The sequence below is a fragment of the Polynucleobacter sp. UK-Gri1-W3 genome (assembly GCF_018881595.1).
Lineage (GTDB): Bacteria > Pseudomonadota > Gammaproteobacteria > Burkholderiales > Burkholderiaceae > Polynucleobacter.
Genome location: NZ_JACVQA010000004.1, coordinates 1 through 21,674 on the forward strand (window position 1 = coordinate 1; position 21,674 = coordinate 21,674).

Sequence of the window (21,674 nt, forward strand, 5' to 3'; positions counted from 1 at the left end):
ACCGATAAGGAGCTTAGAATGATCCAAGACCGTTTAAACAACCGACCTAGAAAACGATTAGGATTTAAAACCCCCAATGAAGTATTTATGCAGTCCTTAAACCGTGTTGCACTTCGTGTTTGAATCTACGAGGTATTATTTAAAAAATTGCAGTAGATTTAGCTATGTAATGCCATGTTTTGAACGGACCTTATATGAAATTTAGTTTTTTAGGACACACGAAGGAGATGTTAAAGGAGCTGCCATTAGTAGCTTCCTACCTATCACTCTGGTTTTGTGCGATTACTTTTTATAATCAAGCTGCCGTTCATATGCCAGAAAGAGGAATTGAGTCCTATGGGTTTGCGGTGATTCAGGCCTTGGTGATGTCAAAAATTATGCTCACCGTAGAAATGATTGTTCCTGTTGGAGTGATATTCAATCCTAAGGTGAAATTCACTATTTATTTAGCAGTTTTAGTTCGTACAACTCTCGCATCCATCGTTGCTCTTCTGCTGCGTTATTCTGCTGCTGGAACAGAGGGCTTTTTTAAGCATCAAGGATTTATTGAATCCATGCGAAATTTTTGTGATGGGGACATTGCTCATATTTTGGCGCTCACATGTTTCTATTGGCTGATTATCTTGCCCTATATCGCCTATCGCTTTCTTTTACATCTTGCAGGCAATAATGACTTGGCATCGTACTTGTTAGAAAAAAGACCTCAAGATTAATCCCTAAAGATTATTCAAACTCCTTAACCTAAATATTGGGGTCTTAGTAGATTCATGGGCGTACCTTAACCGAATACCATTAAATTCCACCCAATCCCATGGATTTCGGTGCGTACTGAACGCCGGATCTTGTAAGGCTTAAACCACTGTATGAGTTAGCTTTAATTCATTTTTCCAGCTTCTAAGGTGTAGGTCAAACGTTCAAATAGTCCTAGCCGAGGCACTTTTACCTATAGCTATGGCTGTTATAAAGGGCGATTTGTTAGTAAATTACCTTTTATGACCAAAGTAGAGTAAAATACATTTAGCGATTTTCAAGCAAATAGTGTTGTTGTACTAGTAATTAATACCGCAGTTCTGCGATAGTTCTTTTTAGCATCTCCCTCGCCATTCTTGACTTTCGCCTCATTTGGGGCATAACCCCTTTTATATTTTTTTAAGGAATAGTCAGATATGGCAAACGGAATTGTGAAATGGTTTAACGACGCTAAAGGCTTCGGCTTTATTACTCCTGAACTCGGTGGCGAAGATTTATTTGCCCATTTTTCAGCAATCAATAGCAGCGGATTTAAGTCATTAGCTGAAGGTCAAAAGGTAACTTTTGATATTACTACTGGTCCTAAAGGCAAGTTAGCATCCAATATTCAGCCTGTTTAAATCAGAAGCACATGCCAGGCGGAAATTATTTGCCTGGTCCAAAGCCCAGCATGTCTGGGCTTTTTTATTTTCATTAAGGATGTTAAATGGCAAAAGAAGCGTTGCTTGAAATGGAAGGTCTTGTTGATGAAATTCTGCCGGATTCTCGTTATCGAATTACTTTAGACAATGGCCACAAGCTTATTGCCTACACAGCAGGAAGGGTCAAAAAAAATCACATCCGTATATTGGCTGGAGATAAGGTTTCTTTAGAGGTCTCTCCTTATGACTTGAGCAAAGGTCGTATTACATTTAGACATATTGAGAAGAGGCAATCTTTTGCTGGTGCGCCCAATAGACGATATTGATAGCTTTGAGGTTTAAAACCGCAAGTTAAATTAATATTTGCAAAGAATCTCAGGCCCTGGTCGATACCGCCCCAGGCAACTGAGAAATACTGTAACCACCTTCGGGTGGTTATTTTTTGATGTAAATAACTGCTTAAGTCAAGAAGTGCTCAATAGCTAAATGACTCTATCTGGCTCAAAACGGTTAAGAGCAGTCACATCATAAATCTTAAAAACGTCAATTGAGGTCTTGAGTGCCCCTTTGTAAAATTATAAAAATAAGTAGTATCTATTTCTGGATTTAAGGAGTAGGGTATGCCCTAGGTCAAGGCTAATAACCGTTACAGCACTCGACTATTTCAACCCTACGTAACGGTCGTCCTCTCTAGCGAATTAGAGTAGGTAGCACCCCTCAAACTAGTTTGTCAAATAACTACTGCTAATGTTTATTTCATTAGCAAGTACTTTCTTGTGGGCCTCTTTCAGACACCTTAGCTGCAGCAGTTAATGAGCTTGCTCATGACCCGCTGCATGTAAGTCCTTGTCTCAATCATTCTTATTGGTGCTGGTCAATGTGACCAAATTATTCCCACCCGTTGAGTGCAAAAGTACGCAACACCTGGAGAGACTTATCCGCTTATTTATTTTGTTTTTTTCTGCATTAATGATTACCTCTGCATTTGGGCAGACAAGCAATGACGTCAACTCCACAGGAGCTGGAGCGGCCAATGCCTCGGTTGGAGGAGGGCAATCCAATTTACTGGGTAGCAATATTGGCACGCAGCAAAACTCGACAAACGTGACTGGTGGTTATGGCAACGTCAACTCAAACACGCCGGGAACAACTACCGCAAAAATTTATTCCGTTCCAACCATGTATGCCCCGGGCTTAACTGCAGCAGGTAGCGATGTTTGCCTTGGATCTGTATCGGCTTCGGGATCTATCCTGGGACTTGGGCTAGCTGGTGGCGGAACTTACACAGATGAGAATTGTGTCTTATTAAAAAATAGTCAACGTATGGCAGCTTTGGGCTTTGGCAATGCAGCAGTAGTGATGATGTTGCAAAACAAAGATATTGAAAAAGCCATCAGAACTTCAAGCCCATCAGTTTATCTACAAGTATCAAAGGATCGGTTAGCTAACCTGCAAGCAGAGTTCGATGATGCAAAAGAAATGGGTGAATCTACTGCTGATTTGGAAGAAAAGCTCAGCAAAGCCAATAAAGAAGTGCGCATCATGGCTAGGCGAATACAGACTTCTCCCGGCTTACCAGAAAAGGTAGTCGAAATTGCACCAACCCCTTCAAACGGTCAGGCTAAAACAGCCAGTGATCCAAGAGAAACTCTCAACCATTAAGGCAATATAGAAATGAAAAAGCTACTTACAGCATCGCTACTAACGATTTGCACTACCGCCTTTGCAGCGCCACCAACTGCATTTACATTTGTGGCGCCAGCATCAGTAGCTGTTGCTCCAGCATTAACTAACTTGCTAGGTGTGGTCAATGCATTTAAAGCTGTAGGGACAGCGTTTGCTTTAAATGACCCAGTAGCAACTGGATTATTGGATCAGGCTGCCCAAAATTTAACACTTTCGGTAGATATAAAAAATATCGATACCTTAGCCATGAACTCCCCTACCTATAGCAGTACTACCGGACAAATTACCTGGGTCAATAACTTTGCAAGCTCAGTTGCATCTTCAAATGCCTGGGTTCAAACAGAAACTACTGGCTACGATACAGCAGCTAAAGCATTTCGTGATGCTGGTGGCGCATACGCAGTTACGGCAATCCTGACTGGCGGATCAGGTGTAAATAAACTACTGTCGGCTATTGACGGTACAACACGAACAATGAATGGTACTAGTTATATTCCTGATAGCTCCTTTAACACCTTAGTTACAAGCTTTAATAATGATTTAACGGTGAGTCAAAAAATAGCTGACTTGGGAACTGCAGCAACTGCCTTGACCGCCATTCAAGCCCAAGCATTAGCCATGGGTACTGCTGGAGCAGTAGCTGTCCACACTTTAAATACTTTGGTTTTACCTGCAGCTGGTAAGAATTCGGCATCCTATAGCGACCTAAACGCCTTATTGTTATATAACGCTTTACAGTAAACGCTGATTGCTCCCGAAGGCCTGCTTTGGGTCGTCAGCAGTCCTACCTAAAGCCTTAATCACTTAGCCAGTAGTGCTTCCAACTTCTCGGTATCTACGCAGAAGTTCCGAATTCCTTCAGCCAATTTCTCGGTAGCCATTGCATCATTATTTAGCTGCAAGCGGAAATTAGATTCATCCAACTTTAATGGTGTGATACCTTCAGCTTGTACCGCAGTTTGAGCGTTGGCAGCGTTGAGTTTTACCTCAACAGAGGCATTACTATTCTGGAGCTCGGCCAATAGCTCTGGGCTAATGGTCAAAAGGTCACAGCCAGCTAGCTCTAGGATTTGATTGGTATTGCGAAAGCTAGCCCCCATAATTTCAGTAGGGATCCCAAAGTGTTTGTAGTAATGAAAGATTCTCTTAACGGAAGTCACGCCAGGATCATTCGCGCCACCATTGGCGCTATCACTCCAGTTAGAGCCTAACTTTGCTTTATTCCAATCAGTAATGCGGCCCACAAAAGGGGAGATCAGTTTTGCATTCGCTGCCCCGCATGCCGCAGCTTGGACGAGCGAGAAGAGTAGCGTCATATTGCAATGAATCCCTTGTGCCTCTAATTCTTTTGCTGCAGCAATACCTTCCCATGTACCGGCTAACTTAATCAAAATACGTTTGCGATCGATCCCGTGTGATTCATATAAGCCAATTAAATGCTTAGCTTTAACTACCGTTGCCTTGGTGTCAAACGATAAACGTGCATCCACCTCTGTGGATACTCGGCCCGGGACAATCTTCAAAATCTCTAAGCCAAACGCAACCAAGATGTAATCTACTAAATCAGTCGGGCTCATTCCTGGATGAGCGGCCTTTACAGAGTTGACCAAATCCTGGTAATTGCTTTGCTGAGCAGCTTTCAGAATCAGCGAGGGGTTGGTAGTCGCATCTTGCGGCAAAAACGCCTGCATGCGCTCAAAATCGCCTGTATCGGCCACAACTGTAGTGAGTTTCTTGAGTTGCTCAAGTTGGCTTAGTGATGCGGGGGTGCTATTCATGGGCTTGCTCGCTGCTCTAGGGTAGTTTTCTGATAGATATCATATGATAGATGGATTAATTACTCAGTTCCAATTAAGGCGCAAGGGCTTTTGGCAAGCATATGAATCAAGATCAACTAAAGCAAATGGTAGGTGAGGCAGCTAGAGACGAAGTGCTTAAGCTTCCTGCCGGACTGGTTTTGGGTATTGGCACAGGTTCGACTGCAAACTGCTTTATTGACGCGCTTGCTCCACATAAAGATCATTTTGCCGGAACAGTCTCGAGCTCAAACGCAACTACCGAGCGATTGCTAAAGCATGGCTTTAAAGTGCTCAGCCCAAATGATGTGCAAGGGCTTCCTGCTTACGTAGATGGCGCTGATGAAATCGATCCTTTGGGGCATATGATTAAAGGTGGTGGCGGGGCGCTTACACGAGAAAAAATTATCGCCTCCATGGCCAAGCAATTTATTTGTATTTGCGATTCATCTAAACAGGTAGCTGTGCTTGGTAACTTTGCATTACCAGTAGAAATTATTCCGCTCTCTCAAGGTGTAGTTAGCCGCGAGTTAGAAAAATTGGGTGGTAAGGTCAGTCTACGTTTAGCAAAGAGTACAAGAGCCGATCTCAATCAAACCCCAAGCGAACCTTTTGTCACGGATAACGGCGGCTGGATCTTGGATGTAGCTGGTTTAAAGATTGCCAATCCTATTCAGTTGGAAGCGCAGATTAATCAAATCGCTGGTGTGATCACTGTTGGGCTGTTTGCTAAAGAAAAAGCCAATATTCTGTTGGTCAGCAACGCTGCAGGGGTTGAAAGAATTGCGCTTTAGAAATTAAAAAACCCGACGGGGTATGCCCATCGGGTTTGTTTGCCATGGTATGCATGGCGCAGATAATCGGAAGGTATTTGGTTCCGACATCTATGAGTGCACAGATGCGCTCATCTTTAGTGGCTTTCGCCAATGTGAGTGAGACACTAATTCTGTCCCACCACAACTTCATCCTACGCTTATCGTTGGCAGTGTCAACAGCAATTCAAAATATATTTTTCAATAAATTATTTGCTGCAACACGGCAAACTTTATTTACAAGCTATATTTACTTAGTCTGCAGGGGGTACGTACCCTTGAGCCATATCAGCGCCACCTTCAAAGAAATACTTTTCCACTTGCTTTAAAAGATACTGACGTGCCCGTGGGTCAGCCATATTGAGGCGGTTTTCATTAATCAGCATGGTTTGGTGTTTTAACCAAGCCGCCCAAGCCTCTTTAGAAACTTGATTCCAAACCTTTTTACCTAGCTCGCCCGGAAGCGGGGCAAAATCCATTCCCTCAGCTTCTTTATTGAGTTTGATACATTGAACCATGCGTGCCATCTGTAATGCCTTTCTTATATCGCTTATGTTTCTAAAGTTGCTTGGATTTTTTATAGATCTTTAGTTAAAACCATGGACTTGCGGTCCCAGTTATAAATTTGTTTTCTTTCCTCGGGCAGATCATCTACCGTTGCCCGTTTAAAGCCGCGCTTTAAGAACCAATGTTCAGTTCTCGTAGTGAGAACAAATAATTTTTTAATGCCTTCTTGTTTGGCACGCATTTCAACCCGCTTCAAGAGGCGCTCGCCATCGCCGGATCCTTGAACATCGGGATCAACAGCAAGACAGGCTAATTCACCAACGCCATTCGGAAATGGGAAAAGGGCAGCACAACCGAAGAGAACGCGGTCATGCTCAATGACTGAGAAGCGTTGAATATCACGCTCAATCACATCTTGACCACGAGCCGCCAAGATGCCTTCATCTTCCAAAGGCATGGTTAATTGCAAGATTCCACCAACGTCGTCTTGATTTGCTTCACGTAAGTTCTCGATATCAGATGAGGCGAGCATCATGCCAATACCATCATGGGTAAAGAGCTCTTCCAAGAGCGCTCCATCCTGATTGCATGGCAAGAAATGAACGCGGCTAACACCCGCACGTATAGCTCTACCAGAGATATTGAGAAGGCTCTTCATGCCCACATCCATATCTTTGTTTTGCGTTACGTATTCTTTTAGTTGAGGCATCGAGAGTTCAGTAATGAAATCACCTTCATCATCTTTTAAACCTGCATAGGGACTTAAGAAGATCAGCTTATCTGCTTTAAGTGCTGCGGCAGTAGATGCTGCAACATCTTCGTAAGCCAGATTAAATGCCTGACCTGTTGGTGAGAAGCCCAAAGGTGACAGCAACACAATCTTATTGCTATCTAAAGACTGCCTAATGGAGCTAGAGTCCACTTTACGTACTAGTCCAGTATGAATGTAGTCAGTACCCTCAACAACACCCACAGGCATTGCAGTAATAAAGTTGCCAGAGATCACAGAGATGCGTGAGCCGGCCATTGGTGTATTTGGTAGGCCACGGCTAAATGCTGCCTCGATATCGAGACGCAATTCACCAGCAGCTTCTTTAACGCACTCTAATGCGGCTGCATCGGTAATCCGATAGGTGTGTAAGGCGCTCTTACCAAACTTACTTTTAATATTCCGGAGCATTAACTGCTCTTCAATCTGTGGCCGGATACCATGAACCAGAACAATGCGCATACCCATGGCATGGAGCATGGCGATATCTTCAATGAGGTTCTCAAGGCCGATTTCTTGGACTAGTTCACCCGCAAAGGCAATCACAAAGGTCTTCTCGCGGAAGCTATGAATGTAGGGCGCAACATCGCGCAACCACCCTACGAAAGGGAAGTTGGAGGTCGTTTCTTCAGCCATTAAGGCCTGGTTCGGTGCATTTGTTGGCATAGTGAGAAAATTATAGGGTGCAAGAGCCTATAAACCAACAAAAACCCAAAGCAATGCCACAGCCTGTGCCTGCTTCCAACACCTCACGTAGGCTGGAAATTCGGTTTCCGGAGGAATTGCCGGTCTCTGGTCAGCGCCAGCTGATCAAGGATGCCTTGCAGAGCCACCAGGTAGTGATTGTGTGTGGTGAGACGGGCTCAGGTAAAACTACCCAGCTACCGAAGATTTGCTTGGATCTGGGGAGGGGCACGATCAATGGCGGCAAGCTGATTGGCCATACTCAGCCTCGCCGAATTGCAGCAACTGCCACCGCCAAGAGAATCGCCCAAGAGTTAGGCTCACCCATTGGTCAGGATGTGGGTTACCAAGTTCGCTTTGCAGACAAGACTAGCCATACCGCCTCCATCAAGTTAATGACAGATGGCATCTTGCTGGCGGAGACGCAGCGCGATCCGCAGTTACGCGCCTATGACACGCTCATCATTGACGAAGCACATGAACGTAGTCTGAATATTGATTTCTTATTGGGGTACCTGAGACAGTTACTTCCAAAGCGACCAGATCTCAAGCTGATCATTACTTCAGCAACGATTGATGCCCAGCGATTTGCAGAGCACTTTGCAATCAACGGCAAGATTGCCCCAGTAATTGAGGTCAGTGGTCGACTATTTCCAGTAGAGCAGCGTTATGCACCACTAGAACTAGATACGAATTCAGGTAATAAGCCAGACGGCAAAAAAGAATCCAAAACTGCAAAGGAAATTCCGGATGCGGTGACCGAAGAGATTGCGAGTCTATGGCGTGAAGGCACTGCTGGTGCTGGCGATGTATTGGTGTTCTTGCCGGGCGAGCGTGAGATACGTGATTGCGCAGAAGCTTTACGCAAGGACCATGTCCTCCAACAACGTTTTCATCCGCAAATCCTCAGTTTATTTGCACGTCAATCTGTTGCCGAGCAAGAGAGGGTATTTAGTCCGGGAAATGGGCGACGCATCATTCTGACAACTAACGTTGCAGAGACATCGTTAACTGTTCCGAATATTCGGTATGTGATTGATAGCGGTCTCGCAAGAGTTAAGCGCTACTCCTATCGTAATAAGGTAGAGCAGCTTCAGATTGAACCCATTTCTCAAGCAGCCGCTAACCAAAGGGCTGGGCGTTGTGGCCGTGTATCTGATGGTATCTGTGTGCGCCTTTACAGCGAGCAGGATTATCAAGGTCGCCCTAAATTTACTGATCCAGAAATCCTCCGTAGCTCATTAGCTGCAGTGCTCTTGCGCATGAGTTCCTTACGCTTGCCCAAGATCCAGCATTTTCCCTTCATTGATAAGCCCTTGGGTAGAGCGATTGCGGATGGTGTACAACTTCTAGATGAATTGGGTGCAATTGAATTTGATGAATCGGAGCCAGCGGATTCTAAGGATATTGGTAAGGGCATCAATAACAGCTTCAAACTCACTGCGACTGGTAAGCAGCTTGCGGACTTACCTCTTGACCCACGCATAGGCAGAATGTTGCTAGCCGCTAAAGAGCAGAATGCGCTAAAAGAAGTCACCATCATTGCTTCTGCTTTAGCCACACAAGATCCGCGCGATCGACCCATGGATCAAGCTGCTGCAGCTGATCAAGCGCACCTTCAGTTTGCGGATGAGCGCTCTGAGTTCCTCAGTTTTGTAAAACTCTGGAATTGGTATCAAGATGCTTTAAAGCATAAGAGTAGTAACCGTCAGCTTGAGAATCTGTGTAAAAGTAAATTTCTGTCACCACGTCGTTTACGTGAGTGGCGTGATGTTCATGGCCAATTACACACTATGCTCGGCGAAAAGGGTTGGAAAGAAAATGGCATAGCCGCAACCTATGAAGAAGTCCATCTATCTTTATTAACAGGCCTGCTGGGATACGTAGCTAAAAAAGAAGAGGATGAAAAATCCCAAGATCGCAATAGCAAAATAGGTGGTTACGTTGGGGCGCGTGGCATTCGGCCATTCATCTGGCCGGGTTCTACTATCGGCAAAAAGGCAGGCGCTTGGATTTTGGCTGGTGAACTGCAAGAAACCAATCGCATGTATGCCAGAACAATTGCTAAGATCGAGCCGCAATGGGTTGAACGTGTCGCTGCACATCGCTTAATCACATCCTTGAGTGATCCATTTTGGGATAACCGCCAGGGTGAGGTTATGGCATTTGAGCGAGGTACTTTGTATGGCTTGCCGATCTACCATGGCCGTCGGGTTCGTTACGAGCCACACAATCCCGATGAAACAAGAGAGTTATTTATTCAGCAAGCTTTGGTTCAAGAGGAAATGTTCGGGCGCATGGATACACCTGCGCTTCAACGTGAAACAGAAACCGATGCCAAAAAGAAGTACCCCAATATGTTTGGATTCTTTTGGCATAACCGCCGCCTGATTAAAGAAATCGAAGCCTTAGAGCATCGTTCACGTCGACCGGATGTGTTGGTGGATGATGAGTTGCTATTTGCTTTTTACGAGTCACGTATTCCGAAAGAAGTTCGCAGTCGAGAAAGTCTCAAGGCATGGCTAGCGAAGGATAAAAATAAAGATAAGGACAAAGATCTAGATAGCCAACTCCGCTTAGAAAAAGCAGACTTGATGCGCCATGAGGCGGCCGGTATTACGGTAGATCGCTACCCAAAGACAATGTTGGTCGGCGGTGCACAGTTGAGCCTGACGTATCACTTCGAACCCGGCAGTCCTAAAGATGGTGTGACGCTGGTTGTGCCTCTAACTCAACTCAATCAAGTAGACGGACGCCGTTGTGAATGGCTAGTTCCTGGTATGTGTGAAGAGAAGGTGCTTCTGCTCTTAAAATCCTTGCCGCAAAAACTCAGACGTCATTGCGTACCGTTACCGGATTACGCAAAGTCCTTCCTCGAGCGTAGGTTAGATGAGAAGCAGTTTGGCGTAGGTGATTTTTTAGATAGCTTGATTGGCGATATTCGTAAAGAACGTGGTTTAGAAATTAAACGCACAGACTTTAGGCCTGAGGCCTTGCCGTTGCATTCATCCATGAACTTCCGCTTGATTGACGAGCATGGGCGCCAGTTAGAGGTAGAGCGCAACTTAGCCCGCTTACGTTATGAGTATGGACAGACTGCTCGCAATGCCTTTCAGGCAATTGCTCAAGAGACGGCTCAGGTCGAGTTGGGCGTAGAGCCACCAGCTAGTGAAAGATCTCAATCTCATTTGAATGGAAATACAAATACCGCTGATGCGACTCGCAAGGTCGAGCAGGGCGGTTACCGCTCCTGGGAGTTTGGTGAGTTACCAGAAACTTTGGAGATTCAAAAAGGTAATAAAACCTTATTTGGGTATCCCGCCTTGGTTGATCGTGTTGACTATTGTGATCTTGAGGTATTTGATGATTTAGAGGAAGCCCGTAAGCAGCATGCTTTAGGATTGCGTCGCTTATTTTCTTTAAGTAATAAAGATACGATTAAGGCTTTGCAAAAACAATTACCTGGTATTCGTGAATTGGGTTTGCTGTTTATCAATGTGGGCTCAGTAGAGGGCTTGATAGAACAGATTCTGAATATTGCTCTTGAGCGTGCATTTATGGCTGAACCACTTCCAGTCAATGCCGAGCAATTTGCAGAGCGATTACAAGCTGGTAAACCAAGATTGGCACTCATCGCGCAAGAGATCTCTCGACATGCCTTAAATGCATTGCAAGCCCATGCCGATTTACAAAAAAAGGTTGCTAGCGCAAAAGCTGCTTCGCCGACAGCTTATGCTGATATTCAGGCGCAGATGCAAGGGTTGATATTTGCGAAGTTCGTTGCCAACATACCGTACTCCCAGCTAGTGCATGTGCCTCGGTACTTAAAGGCGATTGCAATGCGGATCGATAAATTGCGTTCCAACCCGAGTCGTGATGCTCAACTCCAGAAGGATTGGGAATCTGTTGCGCGCCCATGGCAAAAGCTGATGCAGGGTAATAAAGGGTCTGCATCTTATGCGATGACTGAGGACCAGGCCTTAACGGATTTCCGCTGGCAGTTAGAGGAATTAAGGGTGGCTTTATATGCTCAAGAGCTCAAAACACCTACTCCTATGTCCTTAAAGCGCCTTGAAAAGGTTTTGGCAAGCTTGCGCTAGGTCAAATCTATGCTGATATCCATTGGATGGAGAGGTCTATTAAACCTCCCCAATTGCTTACAATGGAGATATGTACAAATTTATCAAGATTAGAGGTTTTCGCATCCTTGCGACCTCCGCTTTAATGGGCCTGCTGTTGGCCAATCAATATGCTCTGGCTCAGCCTAGCAATACCCCGGCGCCTGCAACCCCTGCGAATCAACCCAAATTGGCTGTTATTCTGAATTCTGGTTCAGCTTCAGTCAGCCTCATTGATATGAATACTCGTGAGGTTATTAAAACGGTTCCCGTTGGCAAGGAGCCTCATCACTTGATGATTGCCCCAGATCAAAAAACACTTTTAATTGCTAATGCAGCAGGCAATGATGTTGTGTTGATGAATCCAACAACTGGAGAGTTAGCTGGCACGATCCCTAACATTATTGATCCCTACCAAATTGGTTACTCACCAAACCATAAATGGTTTGTGGCAAATGGCAATCGCTTAGATCGTGTGGATATTTATGCTGCTGATGGCGCTAATCTCAAATTGGCTAAGACTGTTAAATTAGCCAAGACTCCAAGCCATATTGCTTTCACATCGGATAGCAAAATTGCATTTATCACTTTGCAAGACTCTAATGAGCTTGCTGCAATTGATCTTGAAACTCAGAATGTATTGTGGGTCATCCCCACAGGAAAAGTTCCTGCTGGCTTATGGATGACCCCTGGAGATCAATACCTCTTGGTTGGTATTACTGGTGACGACTACGTGCAGGTGATTGATTGGAAAACGCGCAAAGAAGTAAAGCGTATTCCGACAGGTAAGGGTGCTCATAATTTCCGTCCTTTGGGTGATAAAAAGCACGTATTCGTGAGCAATCGCATTGCCTCTACGATCAGTCTGCTAAATATGCAAACTCTGGAGAAGGTTGGTGATATCACTGGTCTACCAGCTGGTCCAGACGATATGGAAATCACCCCTGATGGTAAAACCATGTGGGTCACTTTCCGCTTCTCCAAAAAGGTTGGGGTAATCGATATCCCAACAATGAAACTGGTAACAGTCATTCCCGTTGGTAAATCACCTCATGGTGTGTTCTTTACCCCAAGGGCTGGATGGGAATAAGCATTACTATGAAGCGCATCAGTCATAACGCATTTATTCGTATCGCATTTACCCGTTCCGCAGCCGCGCTTATTCTCGGCTGTTTTTCATTGGGTGCAATTGCTCGAGCAGAATGTAATAAGAAGGTTTACCTTACCTTTGATACCGGCAATATGGCGGTAGCTGAAAAAGTAGCTGAGATTCTCAAGCGTCAAAATGTGAGGGCCACTTTTTTCTTGGCTAATGAAAAAACCTTTCGAGGCGACTTTGCTTTAGATGATTCTTGGAAACCCTTTTGGCAGCAATTGGCAAAGGAGGGGAATCATTTTGGTAGCCATACCTATGACCATGATTACTTTGTGAAGGATGGTCCTAAAGGGCAGGTTTTTGAGAAGCCACAATTTGGTCCAAAGGCTGGAGAAACCGTTTTGTATAACGAAGCAACGATGTGTAAGCAAATTCGTCGGGTTGACCAGCGCTTTCAAGAAATGACAAATCAGCCGTTACAGAAAATCTGGCGCGCTCCTGGCGGCAAAACTTCACCTACCTTGATTCGGATTGGGGAAATGTGCGGATACCAGCACATTGGCTGGGCTCCTGCGGGCTTCTTGGGGGATGAGTTGAGCTCGGACAAGCATCCCAATAGCAGTCTTCTGGATAAGGCGACTAGAGATCTGAAGGATGGCGATATCACAATGGCCCACTTGGGTATTTGGTCTAGAAAAGACCCCTGGGCGCCAGCCGTTTTAGAGCAACTCATTGTGAATCTGAAAGGGCGTGGCTTTTGCTTTAGCTTGCTCCCCAAAAATGCTGTAAATCCGTCAAAATAAGACATGGACTTCATTTTCCTTACCTCTTTCATTTCAAACGCCTACGCAAGCGTTCAGGAATTTATTTTTTCCAATGTGGTGGGTCCAATTCTGTATCAATTGGACTTAATGGCTTGGGCAGAGGATGTATTTGATGGCGTTGATTGGTTCTTATTTGGCTGCATTCAAATTTTCTTAATCATCGTTGTATTAAGAACATGGGAGCGCTTGGCTCCAGCAGAAAAGCAAGAGCGTTTTGCAAGCGCGAGTAAGGCAGATGTTTTCTACACCTTGTTTCATCGCCTAGGAATTTTTCATGGAATCATCTTTATTGCTCTATCCGGATTCTTCTTTGAGATCGATTCGATCCTGCATGACTTCCGTTTCGATCGATTGAATGTTGAATCCTGGTGGCCTGAGGTGACTTCAATCCCACTGGTTAGCTTCTTGATCTACTTAGTGCTGTTGGACTTTGTGGACTATCTTTACCACCGTGCCTCGCACGCATTTAACTGGTGGTGGCAACTACACTCTTTGCATCACAGTCAAACCGTTATGACCGCTTGGTCTGACAACCGTAATCATATTCTGGATGACATCATGCGCGCCACCTTCATGGCGTTCTTTGCGCTCTTGTTTGGTGTATCTCCTGGGCAATTCATCATGCTGATTGCGCTCAGTCAATTTATTCAAAGCTGGCAGCATGCCAACATCAAAGTTCATCTTGGGCCTGCTAAATACTTATTGATTTCTCCGATGTTTCACCGCATGCATCATGCGGTGGGTTATGGGCACGAGGCAAAGGGCAGGCCTGGAGTGTTAGGTGGCTGTAATTTTGGCATTTTGTTTCCGTGGTGGGATATGGCTTTCAGAACTGTTGTTTTCCCGAAAGAGGTCTATCCTACGGGAGTAAGAAATTTAACGGTTTCACAAAATATCTTCGCTCAACAATGGCAGGGTTTAGTTCGTGCCGTCAAAGAATTCAAGCCAAAGTAGATTGCAAGTCTGCAGGCAATAGGAGTTGTATGGTCGGGTTACCGCAATTATTTAAATCATTTGGAATGGCCTTGGTTGGAACCATGCATCCTCGGATGTTATGGCTAAGCTTGCGACCATTTTTAATCGTCTCAGTTCTTTGGGGTGTTCTAATTTGGTTAACTTGGACGCCAGCGCTCGAGATGTTGAGCGTTTTTCTGACGACTTCCATGTTTACAAGTTGGATACAAGAAGGCCTTATTTGGGCTGGGTTTGAAGATGCCAGGGCATGGATCGCACCACTATTTTTTGTGATGTTGATCATTCCCTTAATCACGATTAGCTTGCTGGTGTTTGTTGCTTTTTCAACGGTACCCTCGATTGTCAAGATTGCCTCTAGACAATCCCAATTCCATGATTTGGAATGCAAACAAGGCGGAGGTTTCTTTGGTAGCTTGGTATATAGCTTATGGTCAGCGCTGATTTGTTTGGCTTTAGTGATGTTGACCTTACCAGTCTGGTGGGTCCCACCATTGGTGGCTGTATTGCCTCCGCTTCTCTGGGGGTGGCTAACAATGCGCCTCATGTCATACGACGTTCTTGCTAAACATGCTAGTACAGAAGAGCGTGATCTCCTGCTTGAAAAATATCGTTGGCCTTTACTCTGCATGGGCATTGCTTCGGGAATGTTGGGTGCAGTACCTACATTCTTTTGGGCAACCTCTGCGTTGGCCTTGGTTTTATTTCCGATCGTCAGTTTTATAGCGCTCTGGATTTATTCTTTGATTTTCGTGTTTGCAGCTTTATGGTTTAGTTACTTCTTATTGGATGCTCTCAAGCAACTGAGAGAAGAGGAATTAAACCAAGCATTAACGGTGCAATCACGTGTTGTTGATATGGAACTTCCGCATCATAGTTAATGCGATGGCTAATGCGATGGAAAATGAAATGCAAAAAGTTGAAATAGATGATCCAGCGGTTACGCCAGTTGCAGATTTGCGCCGCTTTGGTTTAATTGTGATTGGTGACGAGATCTTGTCAGGACGCCGCCAAGATAAACATATGAGCAAACTCATTGAGTTACTCAATGAGCGTGGACTCAGTCTGGCTTGGGCTAAATATGTTGCCGATGATCCTGAGCAAATTACTGCCACCTTAAAAGCAAGTTTTGCGAGTGGGGATGTAGTGTTTAGTACTGGTGGTATTGGTGCGACACCAGATGATCACACCCGTCAATGTGCAGCACTTGCATTAGGCACTAAAACGCAACTGCATCCAACGGCGCAAGAATTGATTGCGGGACGCATTCAGTCGATGGCAGAAGGTGATCCCATTAAAGCGGATTTAAATACTCCTGAGAATCAACATCGCTTCAAGATGGGTGAGTTTCCGATTGGAAGTGAAATCATTCCAAACCCCTATAACCAAATTCCTGGCTTTCGCATTCACGAACATCACTTTGTTCCTGGTTTCCCGGTAATGGCAGCGCCAATGATGGCTTGGTGCTTAGATACTTATTACAAAGACCTATTTCATCAAGAGAACTGGGCGGAGCAGAGTTTTATCGTGCCAAAAGGTATTGAATCGACTTTGACCCCCTTGATGGAGCGTATAGAGGCCAATTTCCCTGGTGTGAAGGTCTTTAGCCTGCCGTCAGTAGGGGATTCCGCAAGGGGTGGTGTGTATGCGCAACGTCATATCGAGCTGGGCATCAAGGGCAACGCAAACCTACTAGAAAGTGCTTGGATTGCCCTCAGAACGGGCACTCAAGAGCTGGGCTACGAAATCCACGATATCAGCTAAGTTTATTTGCACAAAAAAGGTGCAAATAGCGGTATTTAAGCTTATATCAGAGTTATTTGAGCACTTAAACAGTGCAATAATGGGCGTTCCCATTTGTTTGCTTCAGTAAATTACATACATCCATTAGGCATGTTTGATGCCTGGAATAGACAAGGGTGTATACCTTGAGTTTTGATTCCCAATTTAGTTAATAGAGGAGATTTGCATGACGAAGACCGTCGCTGATGTGATGAAGTTAGTTAAAGAAAAAGAATGTACTTTCGTTGATTTCCGCTTTGTGGATACAAAGGGTAAAGAGCAGCACACGACAGTGCCTATCTCTGCTTTTGACGAAGACAAGTTTGAGAATGGTCATGCATTTGACGGCTCATCTATTGCTGGTTGGAAGGGTATTGAAGCTTCTGATATGTTGCTCAAACCAGATCCAACGGCAGCTTACATTGATCCGTTTTATGAAGAGCCAACTTTGGTTCTGACATGTGATGTTATTGAGCCAGCAGACGGCAAAGGTTACGACCGTGACCCACGTTCAATCGCTAAGCGCGCTGAAGCGTATTTGAAGAGCACTGGCTTAGGCGATGCTGCTTACTTTGGTCCAGAGCCAGAGTTCTTTATTTTTGATGGCGTTCGTTGGGGTGCTGACATGCAGGGTTGCTTCGTGAAGATTGATTCCGAAGAAGCTCCATGGTCTTCTGGAAAAGAAATCGAAGGCGGCAACACTGGCCATCGTCCAGGTAAAAAAGGTGGTTACTTCCCAGTTGCCCCTGTTGATACATTCCAGGATATGCGTTCTGAAATGTGTTTGATTCTTGAGTCATTGGGTATTCCAGTTGAAGTGCATCACCATGAAGTTGCTGGCCAAGGCCAAAACGAATTGGGCACAAAGTTCAGCACATTGGTACAACGCGCTGACTGGACTATCTGGCAGAAGTACGTTGTTCAAAACGTAGCTCATGCATACGGCAAGACAGCAACATTTATGCCTAAGCCAGTAGTGGGTGACAACGGTTCTGGTATGCACGTTCACCAATCTATTTGGAAGAATGGCGAAAACTTGTTTGCTGGTAACGGCTATGCAGGTTTGTCAGAATTCGCATTGTTCTACATCGGCGGCATCATCAAGCACGCTAAGGCATTGAATGCGATTACTAACCCAGGTACAAACTCATACAAGCGTTTAGTTCCAGGCTTTGAGGCTCCAGTGAAATTGGCCTACTCAGCACGTAACCGTTCTGCTTCTATTCGTATTCCACACGTACCAAATCCTAAGGGTCGTCGTATTGAAACTCGTTTCCCAGATCCATTGGCTAACCCATACCTCTGCTTCTCAGCATTGATGATGGCTGGTTTGGATGGTGTTCAGAACAAGATTCATCCAGGCGAAGCTGCTGACAAGAACTTGTATGACTTGCCACCAGAAGAAGATGCAAAGATCCCAACCGTTTGTGCAAGCTTGGAAGAGGCATTGGATGCATTGAAGAAAGACCACGAGTTCTTGACTCGCGGTGGTGTATTTACTGAGTCCATGATTGATGCATATATCAATTTGAAGATGGAAGATGTCACACGTTTCCGTATGACTACTCATCCTATCGAATTTGATATGTACTACTCCCTGTAAGCGAAGGAGAGAACTTGAGCGCAGGTATGTTGCGCAATTCGTTCAAGGGAGCAGCTTCGGCTGCTCCTTTTTTTCCGACATTGCTTGATCAGATGCCCAATGCCATCGTGGTATTTGAGGCCGAGAACCAACAATTGGTGTACGTGAATCCGGCAGCTGAGTCAGCGCTAGATCTCTCGCGTAAATCACTTGAGGGTCATGCTGTGCACAATTTGTTTGGCGACAACATTGCATTAAATGACATGATTTCTGAGGTGAAATTAGGGCATGTTCTTGCGCAACGCCAAGAAATGATTTTGCATTCCTTGCCAGGAAGCATTCATCAAGACTCGATTCCTGCGCACGTAGTCGTAGCGGCCCTAGAAGATCCCAATCTCATCATGATGGAGTGGTTTCCGATAGATCAACAACTGCGCAGTGAGCGCGATGAACGCGTGACACAGCAAGTTGAGGCAAATAAACAATTGATGCGTAATTTAGCGCATGAAATTAAAAATCCATTGGGCGGTATTCGTGGGGCAGCTCAGCTATTGGAATTTGAATTGCCTGAAAAGGGCTTGCGTGAATATACCCAAGTCATTATTAAGGAATCTGATCGTCTCCAGACTTTGGTGGATCGTCTCTTGGCACCACATCGCAAAGCACATGTAATGGAGTCCTTCAATGTGCATGAGGCCTTGGAGCGCGTGCGTAGTCTAGTCTTGGCAGAGTTCCCAAAAGGTCTGCGAATTATCCGTAACTACGACACTAGTTTGCCTGATGTATTAGGGGATCGAGAACAGTTGATTCAAGCAACCTTAAATATTGTTCATAACGCAGCACAGGCACTTTCAGAAGAGATTCGCAGTGGTGTTGCGCAAATTGAGTTAAAGACCCGTGTGGCACGCTCTGTCACTATTGCAAAGCATCGCTATAAGCTAGCGATGGATTTACATGTGATTGATAACGGGCCCGGTATTCCAGAAGAAATTATTGAGCGCATCTTCTTTCCATTGGTTTCCGGTAGAGAAGGCGGTAGTGGCCTTGGCCTAACCCTAGCGCAAACCTTTGTTCAGCAGCACCAGGGATTTATTGCATGCAATAGTCGACCTGGGCGTACCGATTTTCATATTCAAATTCCATACCGTAGGCAGGAGAAAGCATCATGAAACCAATTTGGATCGTTGACGATGATCAATCTATTCGTTGGGTCTTAGAAAAAGCATTGGCGCGTGAGAATATTCCGCACAAGAGCTTTTCTAATCCAAATGACGTATTGAATGCTTTAGAAAAAGAATCTCCTCAGGTATTGATTTCCGATATCCGCATGCCACGCGGTAATGGTTTAGATCTCTTGCAGCATGTGAAGGCGAGCCATCCAAATTTGCCGGTCATTATCATGACGGCATATTCTGATTTAGATTCTGCAGTCTCCGCACTGCAAGGTGGTGCTTTTGAATACCTCACTAAACCTTTTGATGTAGAAAAAGCGATTGAGTTAATTCGTCGTGCTGTAGAGCAGGGCATTCGCAATGACTCTGGTGCCAAAGATCTGGGTGCTTGGAGGCAAGATGCCACCGAGATTATTGGTCAAGCGCCGGCGATGCAAGAGATATTTCGCGCCATTGGTCGTTTAGCGCAATCCAATGCCACCGTTCTTATTACTGGTGAGTCTGGCACAGGCAAAGAGATGGTTGCTCATGCGCTACACAAGCATAGCCCTTGTGCAAAAGGCCCATTTATCTCCTTAAGCACTTCAGCAGTGCCAAAAGATTTGTTGGAGTCTGAGTTATTTGGTCATGAGCGTGGTGCTTTCCCGGGCGCACAGACCTTGCGTCGCGGCCGCTTTGAGCAAGCCGATGGCGGTACTCTATTTTTAGGTGAGGTAGGAGATCTACCATTTGATCTGCAAACCCGTTTGCTTCGTGTTCTGATTGATGGACATTTTTATCGCCTCGGTGGTCAAGATCCGATTAAGGCAAACGTTCGCATTATTGCCTCGACCCATCAAAACCTGGATGCCAAAGTGGCTGCTGGATTGTTCCGTGAAGATTTATTACATCGCTTAAATGTCATTCGCTTGCGTATGCCTTCATTGCGTGAGCGAAGTGAAGATATTTCAATGTTGGCCCGACATTTCATGTTGAGTTGTGCGAAGTCTTTAGGCGTTGAGCCTAAAAAGTTGTCTGATGAAGTTTTAAAAGAAATCAGTGCAATGCCTTTTCCGGGAAATGTTCGTCAATTAGAGAACTTATGTCACTGGTTAACCGTAATGACTTCCGCAAACGTGATTGGTGTAAGCGATCTCCCAGCTGATATCGTTTCAGAGGCCAGTGAAAACCCGATTATTATTCATGGCGAGTCTTCACCAAGCAATCCTATTGCTACTAAAGTTCCCTCAGGTGACTGGGAGAGTGGCTTAGGACGTCTTGCTGTCAAGATGTTGCAAGATGGCGATAAAGAGGTCTTTGATGCCTTAACTGCACGCTTTGAGAAAGCAGTACTACAAGCAGCGCTAGAAGTGACACGCGGCAGAAGGGTGGAGGCTGCACAACGCCTTGGTATTGGGCGCAATACGATTACCCGCAAACTGCAAGAGTTGGGTATTGATGACTGATTTTGTTCGAATAGCCGCGTGGAATGTAAACTCTTTAAAAGTTCGCCTTCCACATGTCCTACGCTGGTTACAAGATCAGGAAAAAGCCAAGAAGCCTATTGACGCCCTCTGCTTGCAGGAGCTAAAGCTGACAGATGATAAATATCCCCATAAAGAATTAGAGGATGCGGGTTATCTGAGTCTAGCCGCTGGGCAAAAAACTTATAACGGCGTTGCGATTATCTTGCGTAAGGCGGCCCTTGCGCCGATCGCTTCTGATATTGAAACAGCGTTTCTCAAGCCCACTAGAAATATCCCAAACTACCAAGATGAGCAGCAGCGCATCCTCGCTGCGACTGTGTGTTTTGCCGGCACGCAACCGATGCGACTGGTATCGGCATATTTTCCGAATGGACAATCGCCTGATAGCGATAAATTCCAATACAAACTGGGCTGGTTGAAAGCATTACAAACTTGGTTAACAGATGAGCTTGATCAGAATCAGCGATTGGCCCTCTTGGGGGACTTCAATATTGCTCCAGCTGATGAGGATGTCCATGATCCTAAAGCCTGGGAAGGACAGAATCTAGTATCCCCTCCAGAGCGTAATGCATTCCAAGATCTCATCAAGCTGGGATTCCATGACTCATTCAGAATGTTTGAACAAGCGCCTAAGACCTTTAGTTGGTGGGATTACCGCATGATGGGATTCAGAAGAAATGCTGGAATGCGCATTGACCACATCTTGCTCAGCGAAGCGCTTAAAGAACAATGCAGCGCCAGTATAGTGGATAAGGAGCCTAGAGCCTGGGAGCAGCCTTCTGACCATGCTCCAGTCATTGCGCAGATTAAAAAGTCCTAATATATCCGCCTCAGCCTTGGATTAGGCCTGCAATCTGAATCTTGCTTTATCCTTCTGATTAATATCACGTAGATTCAAACACGAAGTGCAACACGGTTTAAGGACTGCATAAATACTTCATTGGGGGTTTTAAATCCTAATCGTTTTCTAGGTCGGTTGTTTAAACGGTCTTGGATCATTCTAAGCTCCTTATCGGT

General features: G+C 45.2%; 19 protein-coding genes and 1 pseudogene. 17 read left to right on the top strand and 3 right to left on the bottom strand.

What is annotated here, in order from left to right; genetic code table 11:
- The 6 genes and pseudogenes from ICN36_RS12010 to ICN36_RS04905 form a co-directional block, all read left to right on the top strand.
- Nucleotides 1–123 (top strand): annotated as a pseudogene (locus tag ICN36_RS12010) (IS30 family transposase); the annotation flags it as partial.
- A gap of 71 nt (nucleotides 124–194) precedes the next feature.
- Nucleotides 195–713 carry a hypothetical protein gene (locus tag ICN36_RS04885; RefSeq protein WP_216227279.1) on the top strand — a complete coding sequence of 173 codons (519 nt, stop codon included), beginning with the start codon at nucleotides 195–197 and terminating at the stop codon, nucleotides 711–713.
- A gap of 453 nt (nucleotides 714–1,166) precedes the next feature.
- Nucleotides 1,167–1,370 (top strand): cold-shock protein, encoded by a 204-nt coding sequence (locus tag ICN36_RS04890; RefSeq protein ID WP_072583619.1) that lies wholly within the window; start codon nucleotides 1,167–1,169, stop codon nucleotides 1,368–1,370.
- 86 nt (nucleotides 1,371–1,456) lie between these two features.
- Nucleotides 1,457–1,717, top strand: coding sequence for a translation initiation factor IF-1 (gene infA, locus ICN36_RS04895; protein ID WP_216153943.1), 261 nt, complete (start codon nucleotides 1,457–1,459; stop codon nucleotides 1,715–1,717).
- 520 nt (nucleotides 1,718–2,237) lie between these two features.
- Entirely contained in the window at nucleotides 2,238–3,053 is an 816-nt protein-coding gene (locus ICN36_RS04900; protein ID WP_216227280.1) for a hypothetical protein, read from the top strand.
- A 12-nt stretch (nucleotides 3,054–3,065) separates the two neighbouring features.
- On the top strand, nucleotides 3,066–3,818 hold the full coding sequence (locus ICN36_RS04905) for a hypothetical protein (RefSeq protein WP_216227281.1): 753 nt from the start codon (nucleotides 3,066–3,068) through the stop codon (nucleotides 3,816–3,818).
- Between the two features lie 59 nt (nucleotides 3,819–3,877).
- Here ICN36_RS04905 and tal read toward each other — a convergent pair whose 3' ends face one another.
- Complete coding sequence (tal, locus tag ICN36_RS04910) at nucleotides 3,878–4,855, bottom strand: transaldolase (protein ID WP_216227282.1); 978 nt, start codon at nucleotides 4,853–4,855, stop codon at nucleotides 3,878–3,880.
- Nucleotides 4,856–4,956: 101 nt separating this feature from the next.
- On the opposite strand from tal, the gene rpiA reads away from it, so the two are divergent.
- Nucleotides 4,957–5,667 carry a ribose-5-phosphate isomerase RpiA gene (gene rpiA, locus ICN36_RS04915; RefSeq protein WP_216227283.1) on the top strand — a complete coding sequence of 237 codons (711 nt, stop codon included), beginning with the start codon at nucleotides 4,957–4,959 and terminating at the stop codon, nucleotides 5,665–5,667.
- A 272-nt stretch (nucleotides 5,668–5,939) separates the two neighbouring features.
- Here the strand turns inward: rpiA and ICN36_RS04920 are convergent, their stop codons facing one another.
- Together ICN36_RS04920 and argA are read right to left on the bottom strand one after the other, a co-directional pair.
- A complete protein-coding gene (locus ICN36_RS04920) occupies nucleotides 5,940–6,212 on the bottom strand; it encodes an oxidative damage protection protein (RefSeq protein ID WP_215359870.1) in 273 nt (90 codons plus the stop codon).
- A gap of 50 nt (nucleotides 6,213–6,262) precedes the next feature.
- Nucleotides 6,263–7,627, bottom strand: coding sequence for an amino-acid N-acetyltransferase (gene argA / locus ICN36_RS04925; protein ID WP_216227284.1), 1,365 nt, complete (start codon nucleotides 7,625–7,627; stop codon nucleotides 6,263–6,265).
- A 53-nt stretch (nucleotides 7,628–7,680) separates the two neighbouring features.
- On the opposite strand from argA, the gene hrpA reads away from it, so the two are divergent.
- The 10 genes from hrpA to xth all read left to right on the top strand — a co-directional run bounded on the left by hrpA (nucleotide 7,681) and on the right by xth (nucleotide 21,477).
- Nucleotides 7,681–11,745 carry an ATP-dependent RNA helicase HrpA gene (gene hrpA / locus ICN36_RS04930; protein ID WP_216862040.1) on the top strand — a complete coding sequence of 1,355 codons (4,065 nt, stop codon included), beginning with the start codon at nucleotides 7,681–7,683 and terminating at the stop codon, nucleotides 11,743–11,745.
- A 124-nt stretch (nucleotides 11,746–11,869) separates the two neighbouring features.
- Nucleotides 11,870–12,853: a cytochrome D1 domain-containing protein gene (locus ICN36_RS04935; RefSeq protein ID WP_370623421.1), complete on the top strand. Its 984-nt coding sequence runs from the start codon at nucleotides 11,870–11,872 to the stop codon at nucleotides 12,851–12,853.
- Between the two features lie 8 nt (nucleotides 12,854–12,861).
- Nucleotides 12,862–13,662: a polysaccharide deacetylase family protein gene (locus ICN36_RS04940; RefSeq protein ID WP_216227285.1), complete on the top strand. Its 801-nt coding sequence runs from the start codon at nucleotides 12,862–12,864 to the stop codon at nucleotides 13,660–13,662.
- 3 nt (nucleotides 13,663–13,665) lie between these two features.
- On the top strand, nucleotides 13,666–14,637 hold the full coding sequence (locus tag ICN36_RS04945; protein WP_216227286.1) for a sterol desaturase family protein: 972 nt from the start codon (nucleotides 13,666–13,668) through the stop codon (nucleotides 14,635–14,637).
- A 29-nt stretch (nucleotides 14,638–14,666) separates the two neighbouring features.
- Entirely contained in the window at nucleotides 14,667–15,536 is an 870-nt protein-coding gene (locus tag ICN36_RS04950; RefSeq protein ID WP_216227287.1) for an EI24 domain-containing protein, read from the top strand.
- Nucleotides 15,537–15,564: 28 nt separating this feature from the next.
- Entirely contained in the window at nucleotides 15,565–16,419 is an 855-nt protein-coding gene (locus ICN36_RS04955; protein ID WP_216227288.1) for a molybdopterin-binding protein, read from the top strand.
- 205 nt (nucleotides 16,420–16,624) lie between these two features.
- Entirely contained in the window at nucleotides 16,625–18,040 is a 1,416-nt protein-coding gene (gene glnA, locus ICN36_RS04960) for a type I glutamate--ammonia ligase (RefSeq protein WP_216227289.1), read from the top strand.
- A 26-nt stretch (nucleotides 18,041–18,066) separates the two neighbouring features.
- Complete coding sequence (gene glnL / locus ICN36_RS04965) at nucleotides 18,067–19,188, top strand: nitrogen regulation protein NR(II) (protein WP_255531240.1); 1,122 nt, start codon at nucleotides 18,067–18,069, stop codon at nucleotides 19,186–19,188.
- Nucleotides 19,185–20,636, top strand: coding sequence for a nitrogen regulation protein NR(I) (ntrC, locus tag ICN36_RS04970; RefSeq protein ID WP_216227291.1), 1,452 nt, complete (start codon nucleotides 19,185–19,187; stop codon nucleotides 20,634–20,636). Before glnL ends, ntrC begins: the two co-directional genes overlap by 4 nt.
- Nucleotides 20,629–21,477 (top strand): exodeoxyribonuclease III, encoded by an 849-nt coding sequence (gene xth, locus ICN36_RS04975; protein ID WP_216227292.1) that lies wholly within the window; start codon nucleotides 20,629–20,631, stop codon nucleotides 21,475–21,477. The genes ntrC and xth overlap by 8 nt, the downstream gene beginning before the upstream one ends.
- Nucleotides 21,478–21,674 lie beyond the last annotated feature (197 nt).

What these genes read in the sequence shown, in the direction of transcription:
- ICN36_RS04885 (WP_216227279.1), top strand. Translation starts at nt 195, where the DNA reads ATGAAATTTAGTTTTTTAGGACACACGAAGGAGATGTTAAAGGAGCTG.
- ICN36_RS04890 (WP_072583619.1), top strand. Translation starts at nt 1,167, where the DNA reads ATGGCAAACGGAATTGTGAAATGGTTTAACGACGCTAAAGGCTTCGGC.
- infA (WP_216153943.1), top strand. Translation starts at nt 1,457, where the DNA reads ATGGCAAAAGAAGCGTTGCTTGAAATGGAAGGTCTTGTTGATGAAATT.
- ICN36_RS04905 (WP_216227281.1), top strand. Translation starts at nt 3,066, where the DNA reads ATGAAAAAGCTACTTACAGCATCGCTACTAACGATTTGCACTACCGCC.
- tal (WP_216227282.1), bottom strand. Translation starts at nt 4,855, where the DNA reads ATGAATAGCACCCCCGCATCACTAAGCCAACTTGAGCAACTCAAGAAA.
- rpiA (WP_216227283.1), top strand. Translation starts at nt 4,957, where the DNA reads ATGAATCAAGATCAACTAAAGCAAATGGTAGGTGAGGCAGCTAGAGAC.
- ICN36_RS04920 (WP_215359870.1), bottom strand. Translation starts at nt 6,212, where the DNA reads ATGGCACGCATGGTTCAATGTATCAAACTCAATAAAGAAGCTGAGGGA.
- argA (WP_216227284.1), bottom strand. Translation starts at nt 7,627, where the DNA reads ATGCCAACAAATGCACCGAACCAGGCCTTAATGGCTGAAGAAACGACC.
- hrpA (WP_216862040.1), top strand. Translation starts at nt 7,681, where the DNA reads ATGCCACAGCCTGTGCCTGCTTCCAACACCTCACGTAGGCTGGAAATT.
- ICN36_RS04935 (WP_370623421.1), top strand. Translation starts at nt 11,870, where the DNA reads ATGGGCCTGCTGTTGGCCAATCAATATGCTCTGGCTCAGCCTAGCAAT.
- ICN36_RS04940 (WP_216227285.1), top strand. Translation starts at nt 12,862, where the DNA reads ATGAAGCGCATCAGTCATAACGCATTTATTCGTATCGCATTTACCCGT.
- ICN36_RS04945 (WP_216227286.1), top strand. Translation starts at nt 13,666, where the DNA reads ATGGACTTCATTTTCCTTACCTCTTTCATTTCAAACGCCTACGCAAGC.
- ICN36_RS04950 (WP_216227287.1), top strand. Translation starts at nt 14,667, where the DNA reads ATGGTCGGGTTACCGCAATTATTTAAATCATTTGGAATGGCCTTGGTT.
- ICN36_RS04955 (WP_216227288.1), top strand. Translation starts at nt 15,565, where the DNA reads ATGCAAAAAGTTGAAATAGATGATCCAGCGGTTACGCCAGTTGCAGAT.
- glnA (WP_216227289.1), top strand. Translation starts at nt 16,625, where the DNA reads ATGACGAAGACCGTCGCTGATGTGATGAAGTTAGTTAAAGAAAAAGAA.
- glnL (WP_255531240.1), top strand. Translation starts at nt 18,067, where the DNA reads ATGTTGCGCAATTCGTTCAAGGGAGCAGCTTCGGCTGCTCCTTTTTTT.
- ntrC (WP_216227291.1), top strand. Translation starts at nt 19,185, where the DNA reads ATGAAACCAATTTGGATCGTTGACGATGATCAATCTATTCGTTGGGTC.
- xth (WP_216227292.1), top strand. Translation starts at nt 20,629, where the DNA reads ATGACTGATTTTGTTCGAATAGCCGCGTGGAATGTAAACTCTTTAAAA.